Source organism: Paenibacillus phytohabitans (assembly GCF_013141775.1).
In the GTDB taxonomy this organism is placed as follows: Bacteria; Bacillota; Bacilli; order Paenibacillales; family Paenibacillaceae; genus Paenibacillus_AQ; species Paenibacillus_AQ phytohabitans.
The window spans coordinates 1-14425 of the sequence record NZ_WHOB01000088.1; the positions used below are offsets into that span (position 1 = coordinate 1).

General features: G+C 51.3%; 15 protein-coding genes and 1 riboswitch. Of the genes, 3 read left to right on the forward strand and 12 right to left on the reverse strand.

What is annotated here, in order from left to right:
• Window positions 1–362: 362 nt before the first annotated feature.
• A complete protein-coding gene (locus GC101_RS28570) occupies window positions 363–722 on the reverse strand; it encodes a HesB/IscA family protein (protein WP_039307246.1) in 360 nt (119 codons plus the stop codon).
• 371 nt (window positions 723–1093) lie between these two features.
• On the opposite strand from GC101_RS28570, the gene mqnE reads away from it, so the two are divergent.
• Both mqnE and GC101_RS28580 read left to right on the forward strand, forming a co-directional pair.
• A complete protein-coding gene (mqnE, locus tag GC101_RS28575) occupies window positions 1094–2200 on the forward strand; it encodes an aminofutalosine synthase MqnE (RefSeq protein ID WP_039307245.1) in 1107 nt (368 codons plus the stop codon).
• A 79-nt stretch (window positions 2201–2279) separates the two neighbouring features.
• Entirely contained in the window at window positions 2280–3341 is a 1062-nt protein-coding gene (locus tag GC101_RS28580) for an NAD(P)/FAD-dependent oxidoreductase (protein ID WP_171720118.1), read from the forward strand.
• 23 nt (window positions 3342–3364) lie between these two features.
• Here GC101_RS28580 and GC101_RS28585 read toward each other — a convergent pair whose 3' ends face one another.
• Window positions 3365–3619 carry a YuzB family protein gene (locus tag GC101_RS28585; protein WP_039307242.1) on the reverse strand — a complete coding sequence of 85 codons (255 nt, stop codon included), beginning with the start codon at window positions 3617–3619 and terminating at the stop codon, window positions 3365–3367.
• An 82-nt stretch (window positions 3620–3701) separates the two neighbouring features.
• Here GC101_RS28585 and GC101_RS28590 point away from each other — a divergent pair, with 82 nt between their 5' ends.
• Complete coding sequence (locus GC101_RS28590; protein WP_039307240.1) at window positions 3702–3950, forward strand: NifU family protein; 249 nt, start codon at window positions 3702–3704, stop codon at window positions 3948–3950.
• A 202-nt stretch (window positions 3951–4152) separates the two neighbouring features.
• On the opposite strand, the gene GC101_RS28595 is transcribed toward GC101_RS28590, so the two are convergent.
• From GC101_RS28595 to GC101_RS28640, 10 genes are all read right to left on the reverse strand, one after another.
• Window positions 4153–5031 carry a MetQ/NlpA family ABC transporter substrate-binding protein gene (locus GC101_RS28595; RefSeq protein WP_171720119.1) on the reverse strand — a complete coding sequence of 293 codons (879 nt, stop codon included), beginning with the start codon at window positions 5029–5031 and terminating at the stop codon, window positions 4153–4155.
• 57 nt (window positions 5032–5088) lie between these two features.
• Window positions 5089–5757 carry a methionine ABC transporter permease gene (locus GC101_RS28600; RefSeq protein ID WP_039307238.1) on the reverse strand — a complete coding sequence of 223 codons (669 nt, stop codon included), beginning with the start codon at window positions 5755–5757 and terminating at the stop codon, window positions 5089–5091.
• Window positions 5757–6773, reverse strand: a complete 1017-nt coding sequence (locus GC101_RS28605; protein ID WP_042139824.1) for a methionine ABC transporter ATP-binding protein — start codon at window positions 6771–6773, stop codon at window positions 5757–5759. Before GC101_RS28605 ends, GC101_RS28600 begins: the two co-directional genes overlap by 1 nt.
• Window positions 6774–6871: 98 nt before the next feature.
• A riboswitch (SAM riboswitch) is annotated at window positions 6872–7007 on the reverse strand.
• Between the two features lie 91 nt (window positions 7008–7098).
• Window positions 7099–7845 (reverse strand): Cthe_2314 family HEPN domain-containing protein, encoded by a 747-nt coding sequence (locus GC101_RS28610; protein WP_171720120.1) that lies wholly within the window; start codon window positions 7843–7845, stop codon window positions 7099–7101.
• Window positions 7846–7872: 27 nt separating this feature from the next.
• Window positions 7873–9645, reverse strand: coding sequence for a UbiD family decarboxylase (locus GC101_RS28615; RefSeq protein WP_171720121.1), 1773 nt, complete (start codon window positions 9643–9645; stop codon window positions 7873–7875).
• A gap of 57 nt (window positions 9646–9702) precedes the next feature.
• Window positions 9703–10635: a COX15/CtaA family protein gene (locus tag GC101_RS28620; protein WP_144026207.1), complete on the reverse strand. Its 933-nt coding sequence runs from the start codon at window positions 10633–10635 to the stop codon at window positions 9703–9705.
• 113 nt (window positions 10636–10748) lie between these two features.
• A complete protein-coding gene (locus tag GC101_RS28625; RefSeq protein ID WP_171720122.1) occupies window positions 10749–11093 on the reverse strand; it encodes a thioredoxin family protein in 345 nt (114 codons plus the stop codon).
• 115 nt (window positions 11094–11208) lie between these two features.
• The gene (locus tag GC101_RS28630; RefSeq protein WP_042139829.1) at window positions 11209–12837 is read right to left on the reverse strand and encodes a putative polysaccharide biosynthesis protein; all 1629 of its coding nucleotides are present in this window, start codon (window positions 12835–12837) and stop codon (window positions 11209–11211) included.
• Between the two features lie 26 nt (window positions 12838–12863).
• Window positions 12864–13349, reverse strand: a complete 486-nt coding sequence (locus GC101_RS28635) for a DUF456 domain-containing protein (protein ID WP_042139830.1) — start codon at window positions 13347–13349, stop codon at window positions 12864–12866.
• Window positions 13350–13610: 261 nt separating this feature from the next.
• Window positions 13611–14390: a Cof-type HAD-IIB family hydrolase gene (locus GC101_RS28640; RefSeq protein ID WP_171720203.1), complete on the reverse strand. Its 780-nt coding sequence runs from the start codon at window positions 14388–14390 to the stop codon at window positions 13611–13613.
• Window positions 14391–14425: the final 35 nt, after the last annotated feature.

The following is a 14425-nucleotide window of genomic DNA, read 5'->3' on the forward strand; positions in this document are numbered from 1 at the left end:
TGGTCTGCAGGCGCTGGACTTCATCTTCGTTAAATATAAGCTTCGTTGACGCCATGTCCACCCTCCCGCTTTGTCCGCACAGCAATATTTCCTATGTAATTTATAATTAAATATATAGGATATTCTTTTTTATTATCGGATTATTTTTCCATGAATTTTATAGTTATCCATCCCTCCGGCATTTCCTTTAACCTTGATCCGTTATCATTCAATCTTCTTCTGCTTTTTTGGCCAAATAAAAACCTCCTGAAAAGTGTAGTGTACTTCTTACACAATTCAAGAGGTTGGGAAGCCGTGATTAACGGCTGCATATTCAGCTGTCTATATTAGATTCCAGTGCTAAATCCCATCATTTACCCGTCTTAGCAAGGCTCAGCCGCCGGCTTGCCTGCATCTTCCTTCGTACGGAAAGAAGATCCGCAGCCGCACGTAGCAGTGGCGTTCGGATTGTTAATGGTGAAGCCGCCGGTCATGCCGGATTCTTCGAAGTCGATCTCCAGGCCGTCGAGGTAACGGATATCGTCTTTGCTTACGACTACCTTCAAGCCCTCAATGTCCATATACACGTCCTGCTCGCTTTCGTTATCATCGAAGCCCATGGCATAAGAGAACCCGCTGCAGCCCCCGGGAGTTACGCCCAGACGGAGAAACATATCAGGTACTTCCTGCTCAGCAAGCATGGTCTTCAATTGGCCTGCTGCTAATTCACTAATGTTAATCATAACTTTAACCTCCCAAAAGTTTTGTGAGCATATTTTTGCAATAGCTTTTATCAACCAGCCCTAAGGCCTCAGGTAATGTTCAAATAATTTGCACTTCTATAATTTAAATTAAGTATACTCCACTATTCTCTTAGCCTCAAGTCGCAAACGTACCGCAGTTATGCATTTCATGCCGGGTTCCCTTAAGTTTTCTGGCGGTTGCTCACCCTCCGGGAGAGGTTTATAATAGGAAAAGCGATATACGTAAAAATTCGGAAATTTGTCACGAGGTTACATCTAACCTCTATTTCATGCCGGTCTGCTGCCGGCTCATTTCATTAGCTCACGATTCTGCGATGCAGTTGCCTCGCCAACCTTCAGGAGGAAATTATATGTCTACCCTTATAACACCCCACATGGATGCCCGGATGGCGAACATCATTGAGAAGGTCCGCGGCGGAGAAAGATTAAATTTGGAAGATGGCGTTTATTTATATGAGAGCAATGATTTATTAACGATCGGGCAATTAGCCAATGAGGTTAACCAGCGAAAAAACGGGAATAAAGTATATTTTATCGAAAACATGAGTCTATATTTCACCAATGTCTGCGAATCCCGCTGTGCATTCTGCAATTTCCGCAAGGATGAGGGAGAAGACGGCGCTTATACCCTTTCCGGCGAGGAAATGGTGCAATATGTGCAGCAGCATATCCATCCCGGCGTACGCGAGTTCCACATTGTCGGAGGCCATAATGATAACGTGCCCTTCCAGTACTATGTTGATTCGCTAAAAGCCTTGAACGAGCACTTCCCTGACGTCACTCTCAAGGCCTACACCGCAGCAGAGATTGACTTCTTCACCCGCATCAGCGGCCTTAGCATCCGTGAAGTACTGGAGCAGCTGCGCGCCGCCGGACTGAAGACCCTTACCGGGGGAGGGGCAGAGATTCTGTCCGACCAGTACCGCAAAAAAATGCGTGTGGACAAAGCCAATGTTGAGGAATATCTGGAGGTTCACCGCACTGCCCATAATATAGGTATGAGAACACATACGACTATGCTGTACGGCTCCATTGAGTCCCGCGAGGACCGCATCCGCCACATGCTGCAGATCCGCGAGCTGCAGGACGAAACGGGCGGATTCATGGTGTTCATCCCGCTCTCGATGCAGCCTAAGAACAAGAATGCAGGCATCATGCGCCGGAACTCTGCTTACGAGGATCTTAAGACGATTGCGGTAAGCCGCCTGATGCTGGATAACTTCGACCATATTAAGGCTTACTTCATTAATATTGGAGCACAACTGACTCAGGTAGCCCTCAGCTTCGGAGCTTCAGATGTACATGGCACGATTCTCAAAGAACGGATCAGCCATGCCGCAGGCGCATTGACCCCGGAAGGTCTGACACGTGAAGAGCTGATCTGGCTCGTCAAAGGGGCCGGACGGATTCCGGTTGAACGGGATACTTTCTACAACGAGATTAAAGTATACGAGTAACAACCAACCGCACCAGCCTATAATCCTGCGGAACTGCCTTGCCCATCTCGCACCATACCTGAAAGGAAGATCGGTTCGCATGAGAACTCTACTTGTCCTGGGCGGCGGCTACGGCGGTCTTGCCCTCATTCAGCAGCTACTTAACAACCATCTCCCCCATGATGTGGAAATCGTCCTGGTTGACCGGATGCCGTATCAGGGAATTAAGACGGAATATTATGCACTGGCCGCAGGAACTGTAACGGATTATCATCTGCGGATTCAATTCCCGGTTCATCCCCGCTTAACGATCCGCTATGGTCAGGTGGGCTCCATCGATCTGGAGAGCCGGGTGATATTCCTCGATACCGGGGAGCCGATATCTTATGATATTCTCGCGATAGCGCTAGGCTGCACCGATAATTACCATAACATTCCCGGAGCCGAGCACTATGCCTGCAGTATTCAGAGCTTTGCCGGGACCCGCGAAACCTACCGCCGGCTGAACGATGTGAAGCCTTACGGAACGGTCAACATTGTAGGCGGAGGACTGAGCGGAGTTGAGATTGCCTCAGAACTGCGGGAGAGCCGGCCTGATCTGAACATCTCCATTCTGGACCGCGGGGAACGGGTATTGTCTTCTTTCCCGGCCAAGCTGTCACAGTATGTGGAGGAATGGTTTAATGAGCATCATGTGGAGACCATAGGACGGGTATCCGTCTCCCATGTAGAAAAGGATGCCATCTTCAATGGCACCCAGGCAATTCCTGCTGATGTTACGGTCTGGACTGCCGGCATTCAGCCGGTGCAGGTGGTCCAGCAGCTTGAACTCCCCAAAGACCGTGGAGGACGGATCATTGTGGGCAATTATTACAATGTGACCGACTATCCGGAGGTATACGTGATTGGAGACTGCGCCAGCCTGCCCTTCGCACCAAGCGCACAAGCCGCAGGTGCCCAGGGAGAACAGGTGGGGCAGATTATTCAGGCCCTATGGCGGGGTGAGACGCCGAAGCTGCATAAGATCAAGCTTAAGGGCACTCTCGGTTCACTGGGTAAAAATGCCGGCTTCGGCCTGATGGGCCGCCGCTCCGTCATGGGCCGTGTTCCGCGCCTGCTCAAAAGCGGCGTGCTCTGGATGTCTAAGCGCCATTTCGGGTAGGACAACCAAACCACGGCTGCGGTTTAGTCGATTTCAAGGCTATCCCATGCCTCAGCCTCTTTAATGGCTGCCTCAATCGCCTCTTCAAGTCCGTCGGCGGATTCGGCTTCAATAATCTCCCCGTCGACCATGGCGAAGGGCTGCAGATAACATTGTCCGCAGTTGTTCAGACAGCCGTACTCCACCACATCGTATTCGGGGTTTTGCTCCAGCTTATTTTTGAGCTTTTCTGTACCATGTCCGATATTACTGGCACAAAATTCTATAATTGGTCTCATGATGATCTCCCTATTCTGCACTAACCATTTTATTTTTTAACTTTTTGTACTATAATAAACATACGAAAGGAGTGATTGAGAAATGAGTGAGAATGTACAAAGTGCAACCATGTACGATGAAGTATTGGAAGTGCTCGATAAACTTCGTCCGTTCCTGCAGCGCGATGGCGGTGACGTCGAACTGATCGATGTAGAAGACGGCATCGTTAAGTTGAAGCTTATGGGTGCCTGCGGCAGTTGCCCAAGCTCCACGATCACGCTGAAAGCCGGGATCGAACGCGCTCTTGTTGAAGAAGTAGAAGGCGTGGAAGAAGTTATTCAAGTATTCTAATCCCGTATCATAGATCATCCCGGCCTCCGTTGAGAAGGCCGGGATTTTTTTTATTATAGTGGATTTCACAGGCAGGATCAACCCGCCGCGTTCCCGGTAAACTTACCCATCCCTCCCAAAGGCCAGAAATGCCCTGTTAACCGTTCCCGGCTGACAGGGCATTTCTGGTCTTCTCTTTAGTTGTTCAGCTTAAGCTTTAGGCTTAGAATGCAGGGATAATTGCACCTTCATATTTCTCTTCGATGAAGGCTTTGGCTTCAGCAGAGTTCAGGGCCGCAGCCAGCTTCTGGATCGCATCGGAATCTTTGTTGTCCGGACGGGCTACCAGCAGGTTGGCGTAAGGGGAATCTGCTCCCTCGATGAACAAAGCATCCTTGGTTGGAACCAGGCCGGCTTCCAGCGCATAGTTGGTGTTAATCAGCGCCAGATCTACCTCGTCCAGCTGACGCGGCAGCATTGCTGCATCCAGCTCAATGATTTCAAGCTTCTTAGTGTTCTCAGTGATATCAGCTTTGGTGGAAGTGATGTTGGTGTCATCCTTCAGTTTGATCAGACCGTTCTTAGCCAGCAGGATCAATGCGCGTCCGCCGTTGGTGGCATCATTCGGGATAGCAACCTTGGCACCGTCAGCCAGTTCGCTGATCGCTTTGATCTTTTTGGAATACGCGCCGAAAGGCTCAACGTGAACTGCGGTTACAGATACAAGATCCGTGCCGTTCTTGGCATTCTGGTCATCCAGGTAAGGCTTGTGCTGGAAGAAGTTCGCATCCAGCCCCTTCTCGGCAAGCTGTGTATTCGGAAGGATATAGTCCGTGAATTCTTTGATCTCAAGCGTAATGCCTTGTGCTTCAAGCAGCGGGGCAATAGCTTTCAGAATTTCTGCATGCGGTACAGGAGAAGCTCCAATGACCAGGGTTACCGGTTCTGCAGCAGGTTCAGTGGTCGGTTCTGCAGCAGCAGCTTCCGTTGGCGCCGTTGTAGCCGCAGAGTTTGCCGCGTTATTCGCAGCGTTATTGTTGCCGCAAGCTGCAAGCACCAATATCATGGTCAAGCTGAAGAATGTGAGCAGTACTTTTTTCATCTGTAAATCCCCCTCTAATCAATAATTTGTATGAATAAGGCTCTATATGGACATACCTTATTTCCGTGTAAAATGTCTTACCAGCCGGTCACCGGCCATTTGCAGCAGCTGCACCAGAATAACCATCAGGGCCACCGAGATAATCATGACTTCCTTCTCATAACGGTAATAGCCGTAACGGATCGCCAGGTCACCCAGACCGCCGCCGCCTATCATCCCCGACATTGCGGTATACGAGACGAGGGTAACAATCGTAATCGTAACACCGGCCAGCAGACCCGGACGAGCCTCCGGCAGCAACACGCGCATTACAATCTGTCCCGTGGATGCTCCCATACCCTGCGCCGCTTCGATGATCCCACGGTCAACCTCCCGCAGTGCGGTCTCTACCAGTCTGGCGAAGAATGGAGCCGCGCCGATCACCAGCGCCGGAATCGTTCCAAGTACGCCTATCGAGGTACCCATAATCGACTTGCTGAACGGAATCAGGGCAACCATCAGAATAATAAAGGGAACCGAACGCAGAATATTTACGACGAATGATAATACCGAGTAAACAACCCTGATAATAGTGTTATTAGACTTGCCCCATAAATATAACACAATTCCGAGCGGTAAACCAAGGATAATTGTGAATATTCCTGAAAAAGCTAACATTTTTAATGTTGCGACCGTGGCATCAAGCATTTCTTCCCAGTTAATCGCGCTAAAATCCAGTCCGCCCATTAAGAAATCACCTCCACATCAAGGCCTTCAGCCGCAAGCTCGGAAAGTGTTGCTTCCACGGCTTCGGATGGCCCTTCAAACCGGACAATCAGCTGACCATAAGGAACATCCTTGATAGTAGAAATGGTTCCCTGCAGAATGGCGAAATTAACTCCGGTTCCCTGAGCCACATGGGAAAGGGTCGATTCGTACGTCTTTTGCCCGAGAAAAGTAATTTTGACCGCCTTAGTATATCCGGCATGTACAGCATCAATCGCTTGCCGCAGCGGTCCGTCTGCCTGAGTTTCACTGCGGATGAATTCTTTCGTAACCTCATGCCTCGGTTTCAGAAAAACCTGGGCAACGTCGCCCTGCTCCACAATCCCGCCCCCATGAATGACAGCCACCCGGTCGCAAATGCTCTGAATGACATGCATCTCATGCGTAATCAGCACAATGGTCAAGTGAAATTTCCGGTTAATATCCAGCAGCAGGCGCAGAATTGAATCCGTTGTCTGCGGGTCCAGTGCTGAAGTCGCTTCATCGCACAGCAGAACATCAGGATCGCTCGCCAGAGCACGGGCTATTCCGACCCGCTGTTTCTGGCCTCCGGACAGCTGAGCCGGATATTTGTTCCGGTGCTCCTCAAGTCCGACTAGAGCCAGCAGATCCTGAACCTTCCGCTCAATCTCCGTCTTGGAGGTTCCGGCCAGCCGCAGCGGAAAGGCGATATTGTCATAGACGGTTGCGGAGGAGAGCAGATTGAAATGCTGAAAGATCATCCCGATCTTGCGCCGCTGCTCCTGCAGCTGTCCCTGGCTGAGTGCGGTCAATTCCACCCCATCCACCCATACTTCACCCTCGCTCGGACGTTCCAGCAGATTAATGCAGCGGATCAGCGTGCTTTTGCCGGCACCGGAGTGGCCGATCACACCGAATATCTCCCCCTTCTTAATCGACAGGCTTAGTCCGGAAAGCGCCGTTGCGGCCTTGCTTCCCTTACCGTATACTTTCGTTAAATCTTTCAACTCTATCAATCGCCCCGTCCTCCTTCTTCCATGCAATTTATAACAAAAAAGACCTCTTACGATCCGTGCAGATCGGAAGAGGCCGTGTGTGTGAAGTAAACAATGCCGTCTCATCTGCCAAGACCGCAAACCTAGCGGCATTGTAGGAATTAGCACCATGACATTTGCAACCAGCAGCTAAGCTGTGTACAAATCGGTTGCCGGGCTTCATCGGGCCTATCCCTCCGCCGCTCTCGATAAGATTATAGTATGAAGTTATATATGCCGTTTCATGTTAGAAGTAAATACTTGCATAAGTATATTAAGTTTCCGGTTCTTTGTCAAAGGTAAGTTTTTACGGCTGTCGGTGCTCTGAACGCTGGCTGGATGCAGCTTTATTCTTGTGCCACTGCTCATTGCTGTACCTGAAGGCTGCCGCCAAAGATTTGCACACCATCTCCAGGCTCTGCCTCAAATCCTCCAGATGGCTGTCGAGATCCTCCAGTTGGATTTTGTCATGCAGCCCCTGATGGCGCTGCCAGAGATCATCCGTCATCTCAGCGTTCATGTAGTGAATCTCGGCATTGCGCCGTTTGCGCAGATTCTCCACCGGTTCGCGGTAAGAGCTCCTGATCTTCTCCAGCTCATGGGCCAGCGGGTTGTGCGCCTGAAGCAGCTGAAATTGGCGAAGCACTGTGAAGTAAGAGAAATGTGCTTTGACTTTACCTGTATTCAGATCATACAGACTGTTCAGGACCGTACCCAGCTTGTCCAGCAGGGAGAACACCCGGATGAAGCCATCCTTATAGAAATACACATACCTGGCGTACTCTCCCTGCTCCGTGGGCGACATATCATCCATATAACCGGCAACCACCGACTTCCGGTAAAAGGCGGCGGCGAACCAGCTCTGCTCCAGCTCGTCCAGCGATGAGATCAGACCGCGTGTCCATATCTCCAGCTTGCGGTATTCATGGTCACGGTCTTGATGTGTGTTCATCTCCTTGCGCAGCATGGAGGCGACCTTCGCCATATTGTCCATGGCTTCGGCCAGTACCCCGCTGTTCTCGCGGGGCGGCTCTCCCAGTAATGTCCGCAGCATATTTGTCCTCCTCAGAATACTTAAGATCTATACAAGAGGGAAATAACGGTTCCAGTTCCGGTTCACCAGTTCAACCGTGTCCTCATGCGGAACCAGCTCCTCCGGGTACCCCGGCTTCATCCGGGCATCTATTACAATCGGCAGGGAATAGCTGATTGCGTTACGCAGTACATGGGTCTCCGCATAAATATCATCCGCCGGATTAAACCGGGTGAACACTGTCCACAGGAAGGAGGTTTGTGTGCGCACCGCTTCTGCAGTATCGTCCACCAGAACAATCAGCGGCCAGGCTGTACTCTTCTCCTTGAAGGAAGCGGCCAGCCTGACGGGAAGCTCAGGGTCTTCTATATAGGATGCTCCGGAAACGGCTAAACATCCGCCGCAATAGGGCACGGCGCCGGTGATTGCTGGAAGCAGGCCCTCCGTATAGGTTCTGGGCAGCTCACGCACCGGGTTGCCGGTGCCCATCATCACAGCCTTACTACCATGATTCAGCTTACGGCCGGTATAGTCAAGGGTATCCATGGAGGTGTTAGCGAAGATCACCAGATCGGATGCCGGATTAAAGCGTTCAAGCACGGTTTCCAGCAGTTTGGGGAAATCCGTAAGCTCAACCGGTTCATTCGTCAGGAGCAGGAATTTCGTTAAGGAGAGCTGGCCTTCCCCCAGGATACGGAAAGCCGAAGCCAGTCCCTCACGCGGATAGCTCTCCCTGACAACAGCCGAAGCCAAGGCGTTTGAGCCGGATTCGGAGTACGCCCACAGAGCTTTTACTGAAGGCATCATCAGCGGATAGGCCGGAGCCAGCAACCGCTGCAGATAATCCTTCAGATAATAATCCTCCTGGCGGGGTTTACCGGTAATCGTGGCCGGAAATATCGCGTCCTTGCGGTGCCACATCCGCTGCACATGCATCACGGGAAAATCATGCTGCAGCGAATAATAGCCGGATTGACTGCCATAAGGGCCTTCCGGTCTCCGCTCAAACGGAGACACCCGCCCGCGGATGGAGAATTCGGCTTCTGATGGAATGCGGTGACCGCCCAGCGGGTCCTGCACCATAGGAAGCTTACCGCCCAGCATAAGGGATGCCAGCATCAATTCAGGAAGCCGCTCTGAAACCGGGGCAACAGCAGCTGCAATCAGGGCAGGAGGCCCGCCGATAAAGACAGAGACCGGAAGGGTCTCCCCCAGCAGCTCAGCCTGGCGGTGATGGAAGCCGCCCCCTTTATGGATTTGCCAATGAATGCCGGTCGTGCTGTCATCATGAATCTGGACCCGGTACATCCCGAGATTATGGTCTTTGGGGTTGGTTATGCTCTCTGTATAGACCAGAGGAAGGGTGATGAACGGCCCTCCGTCCTTAGGCCAGCTGGTAATTCGGGGTAATTCCTGTAGCGGATTACTGCTGCGGCAGATGCCTAGTACCGGTGCTTCACCTTGCGGTATATTCTTGGTTCCTGCTCGGATCAGGTCAAGCAGCAGGCCCTTTTCTCTCCATAGTCCGGCAGCTGATGGCGGAATCATCGTTTCCATAGCTGCCGTCATGGATTTCACTAACTGTTCCGGGCGGGTCCCGAAGGCCTTGTTCACCCGGCGGACAGTACCGAACAGATTGGTTGCAACCGGGAACGGCGTTCCTTGTACATTAGTAAACAGCAGCGCCGGGCCTTCCTCACCGGCCACCCGGCGGTGAATCTCGGCCAGCTCCAGATGCGGATCAACCGGAGCATCAATCACAGCAAGATCCTTGTCTCTGCGGAGCTGTTCGATCCATTGTCGCAAATTACCGTATCCCACTAAGCGTTCCTCCTCGAACCGGGCCCGAACCTTGTCCCCATGCCCTTAACGGTAATCTTATCGCTTCTTGTCCGTTCCGCTTAACTGCCAGACACGGACACTCATATAACATAGAACCCCAAACAAACCGGCAATCAGCAAAATATGCGACAACGCGGTAAATATGTACAGTCGTTCATTATACAGCGTATGAACCACAGCAGCTCCACTGAATACCTGCATCAGGCAGAGCAGCACTGCAGCAAGACCCAGAGCCCTCAGCTCCGGCAGCTCTTTGTATTTCCAGAAAGCCAGATGTCCCAGAATAGCAGTCAGCAGGAACAGCAGCGCCGCTGCAACCCGGTGTATGAATACAATGCCCACCCCGCCAGACAGCTCGGGAATCCATTCCCCGTTGCACAGCGGCCAGCCTGAACAGCCCCCCTGCGAATCGGTATGGCTTACATAAGCTCCAATATACACGACCATATAAGAATATAACGCAGTAAACCAGGTTAAGTTACGGAAGCCCCTGCTAACTTTCGGTTCTGCAGTGCTATTCTCTTCCCCAGAAAGGTAGATCCGTCTGGCTCCAAGCGCAAGCATCAGTGAGCTGGCGAACGCAATCAGCGAGAATCCCATATGTAGAGCCATTACTGCAGCAGACTGCGACTTGATTACCGCAAGCGCTCCCATTCCGCCTTGCACCACTACGAATATAAGGGTTAACAAGGCATAGGTAAGCAGATCCCTGCGCTTACGGGCATAACGCCAGAACGCAAACATGGAAGCCAGTGACATTAGACCCGCAAGTCCGCTGAACAGGCGATGGGTATATTCAATCAGGGAGCCTACGGTATAAGCCGGAATCAGCTTTCCGTGACACAGCGGCCATTCATTCCCGCATTCCAGTCCCGAACCTGTCTTGGTAACCACCGCTCCGCCGAGCAGCGCCAGAAACATAACGAGGCAGGTTATATAGCTAAGCCATTTTAATTGAAGGGTCGTCAATGTTATCACCCGCATTTTTATAGGAATGAATTAGTATAATGATTGCGCCCGCAGACCATTCTAGAAAAAAAACACCGCTTCTGCTCGGGTAGGGCGAAAGCGGTGCTGCTTCATTACTTGTGGATACTAAGGTAAACATCCAGCGCCGTATTCAGGAAATTCTCAATTTCCTCACGGGACTTACGAAGCTTATTCACGAATCTGACCAGTTCCCGTCCATCGGTATACGCGACAAAGCTCGGAATGCCCAGAATATTCTGTTCCTGGCTGACGTCGCCTACTGCATCGACATCCACTTCAACGAGTGTAAGGCGGTCACTATATTTCTGTTCCACATCCGGCATGAACGGATCCATGAATTTGCAATCCGAGCACCAATCCGCCTTGAATACCGCCACCGTTAAGCGCGGAGATTGTATTGACACCTGAAACTCAGCAGGAGAACTAATTTTGTCCATCTATTATCCATCCTTTCTCATCTAACCGTTACCCATGATTCTCTTCTCTTTAAGTGAAGCAAAATGTACGGAATAAGTCAAATAAAAAAGACAAAATAAGACAATGATCACAGCTTTATTCGTTTGCACGCACGTGCGCAGGCTGCAGCTTCATTAAAGGATTCAGCAGTTTGCGCAGCGGACGCGGGTAACCAGCGATTTCCTGGCTGCTCAGTACACCCAGAACAATCAACAGCACCAGGTAAATGATAACCACGGCAGCTCCAACGACCAGACATGTAATCAGGAATGCCAGTCTTGCCGGCATCAGATGAGTCAGCATAATCCCCGCTTCATTGAGGCCATAACCGATTCCGGCCGATGCGAGTACAGCGATTGAGAATCCGCCCCAGCGTTTGCCGAGAATTTCAAAGGGAATAATCTTTTTGAGCATCCGCAGATTAAGCAGCGTAATGACAATGAAGCACAGGGCCGTAGAGCCGATGATGCCATAAATGCCGAACAGCTGGCTGAACAGGAAGTTGGATGCGAACTTCACAATAATCCCGGCAAGCACGTAATACATCGAAATCCGTGATTTGCCCATTCCGAGCAGAATAGAGTTCGTAGTCATCATAGTGATTTGAAAAATAGTGCCCAGCGTCAGCATCGCTACAATCCCGCTGCCGTCCAGACTGCTGAAGATCAGTCCATTGACAGAATATGCCGCCACAACGAGAGAGAGTACAATCGGTGTGCCGGTAAGAATGGAAATACGCATGGCCAGGGTAACCTGGCGTTTCAGATGCTGTTCATCTTTGCGGGCGTACGCCGCTGAAATAATCGGAATGAGCGACGTACTAAGCGCGATGGAGAGCACCGGCGGAATACCCGCTATACTCTGTGCACGGCTGCCGAAGATCCCCAGAGCCCGGGTAGCTTCCTCCATTCCGATCCGTCCGCTGAGCAGCGGTACAATAAAGGAAGTATCGATAAAGTTCACAACAGGTACTGTGATCGAAGATAATACAATTGGAATGGACAGCTTGAAAATATCTTTATAAATTCCAAGTAACGGAAGGCGTGCCTCATTCGATTCATAAAGAGCAATCTGCTCCTCGCTGCGGCGCATCTTCATTGCGTAATACAGCATGACACCGAAAGCGCCGACGCTCCCGAGCACACTGCCGAAAGAAGCGCCTGCAGCCATCCATGTGTTGCTGTAGCCTTGGCGCAGCAGAATAAAAGCCAGCAGAATTGCCGTAGATACCCGGGCAATCTGCTCAATAATCTGTGAGATACCTCCGGCCATCATATTATTGCGCCCCTGGAAGTAACCGCGCATCATCGCGATTGCGGGGAACAGCAGCAGCGCCGGGGCAATCGCCCGGATTGCCAGCGTACTCTCAGGAACTTTGGTGTACTCCGCATAATACGGAGCGGCTATGTACAGTATTGTACTCATTACAACACCTACAACAGCTGCAAAAATAAGGGCGGCACGGTATACCTGCTGCGCTTCATGCGGACGGTTCAGAGCATAACGCTCTGATACCATTTTGCTCAGCGTGCTGGGTATTCCGGCGGTCGCCAGCGGAAGGAGCAGGAGATACACATTGTTAGCCTGTGTAAAGGATGCATTCCCGATATCATTGAATAGATGTTCCAGCGGAACCCGCTGGGCAAGTCCAAGGATGCGGGCCACAAGTGCGGCCGCAGCCAGAATAAGCGTGCCTTTAACAAAAGATTCTTTCTTGGTGGACAAGCTGTTTCGCCTTCTTCACAATAAATTTAATACCGTCCGATCCAGATAAAGAAGAGGACGACCATAACAATCTGCAAAATGATCTTGACTACGGTACTGCTGAACAGCCCCAGCAAGGAGCCGAAGCTGACCTTGACCGCCTTGCCGGGCTTCGAGCCGGCAATCAGTTCGCCGACAAAGGCCCCGAGGAACGGGCCGATCAGCAGACCAAAGGCCGGAATAAGAAAGGGGCCAATGATCAAGCCGATCGTGCTGCCGATGACGGATGCCCGTGAGCCGCCGAACTTTTTGACTCCCCAGGCCCCGACCACATAATCGGCAACGAACAGGACCACTACAATCAGTGTCTGGATAATCCAGAACCAGGCGCCGAAGGAGTGGAAGGAAAAGAACCAGCCGTATACGAAGAAGGCCAGATAAATCGCCAGCGCGCCCGGCAGGATTGGATATACCGCTCCTGCCAGCCCTACTGCAAACAAAGCAATGATCAGAATCCAACCCAGGATCGTCAATTCCTTCAACTCCTCAAGTTTTGATAGCAATAAAAGAACTCCAAAAGGTGTCGCTCGTAACTGCGGTGAATGTTTGAGCTTCCGGCCGCTGTTGCCCCCGGATTTCTTGATCTATACCGCTATTCGCGGTGGAAATCCGGTGGCAAAGGCGGTCGCTACCGCTCCTACAGCTCAAACTTCCCCTCCGTTACTCCCACCAATTGTTGTCTTTCAGATCAAGCTATAAAAAATTTGATAATCCCAAACTCATCACTACATCTACTAAGCCTGCTTAGAAATTCTGCCGGCCGAGGTTCCGGCCTCCGCCAGAATATACTTCTGGATCACTTCCGCGATCCCGTCATTATTGTTCGTAGCCACAACAGCATCGGCTTCCTGCTTAACGGTCTCCTGGGCATTGCCCATCGCTACGCCTAATCCGGCCTGCTGGATGGCCGCCAGATCATTCAGACTGTCGCCGACAGCCACAACCTGGGACATGTTAATGCCAAGCAGCTTGCAGACTTCCAGAATGCCGGATGCCTTGTTGACGCCAAGCGGATTAATCTCCAGATTGAACGGCGAGGAATTGGTGATCTCCAGCCCGCCCAGCTCCTGCAGACGCATCAGCAGCTTATGGCGGATATCATTATCCTCGGTAGAATAACCGAACTTCAGCCATTCCCTGCTGTCAATTTCGCCGTCCCAGGTGTCGCGGTTGTATACTTCATCCACGGAATATGCCCAGAACCAGATATCGAACTCTTCGGCAATCTTATGCATCTGTTTGACCAGTTCCACATCCATCAGGGACCGGCGGTATAGCTCTCCCGGTGCGCGCCAGACTTCACTTCCGTTTACCATAATCATCGGGGTCTCCAGGCCAAGCTGCACGGCATAAGGCATCGCACTCCGGGACGAACGTCCGGTAGACAGGCAGACATGTACGCCGGCATTCATCGCTTTTTTGATCCATTCCACCGTTTTGGGGGTAATTTTCTGTTCATCATTCAGTAGGGTTCCATCCATATCCAATGCAAGCAGGCGGTATTTGGCAATCATTTGCCACCCCTCCATTCTTGTATGTCTCCCGGTCG

Excerpts from the sequence above, each read along its gene's own strand:
- GC101_RS28570 (WP_039307246.1), bottom strand. The coding sequence starts at position 722 with ATGATTAACATTAGTGAATTAGCAGCAGGCCAATTGAAGACCATGCTT.
- mqnE (WP_039307245.1), top strand. The coding sequence starts at position 1,094 with ATGTCTACCCTTATAACACCCCACATGGATGCCCGGATGGCGAACATC.
- GC101_RS28580 (WP_171720118.1), top strand. The coding sequence starts at position 2,280 with ATGAGAACTCTACTTGTCCTGGGCGGCGGCTACGGCGGTCTTGCCCTC.
- GC101_RS28585 (WP_039307242.1), bottom strand. The coding sequence starts at position 3,619 with ATGAGACCAATTATAGAATTTTGTGCCAGTAATATCGGACATGGTACA.
- GC101_RS28590 (WP_039307240.1), top strand. The coding sequence starts at position 3,702 with ATGAGTGAGAATGTACAAAGTGCAACCATGTACGATGAAGTATTGGAA.
- GC101_RS28595 (WP_171720119.1), bottom strand. The coding sequence starts at position 5,031 with ATGAAAAAAGTACTGCTCACATTCTTCAGCTTGACCATGATATTGGTG.
- GC101_RS28600 (WP_039307238.1), bottom strand. The coding sequence starts at position 5,757 with ATGGGCGGACTGGATTTTAGCGCGATTAACTGGGAAGAAATGCTTGAT.
- GC101_RS28610 (WP_171720120.1), bottom strand. The coding sequence starts at position 7,845 with ATGCTGCGGACATTACTGGGAGAGCCGCCCCGCGAGAACAGCGGGGTA.
- GC101_RS28625 (WP_171720122.1), bottom strand. The coding sequence starts at position 11,093 with ATGGACAAAATTAGTTCTCCTGCTGAGTTTCAGGTGTCAATACAATCT.
- GC101_RS28640 (WP_171720203.1), bottom strand. The coding sequence starts at position 14,390 with ATGATTGCCAAATACCGCCTGCTTGCATTGGATATGGATGGAACCCTA.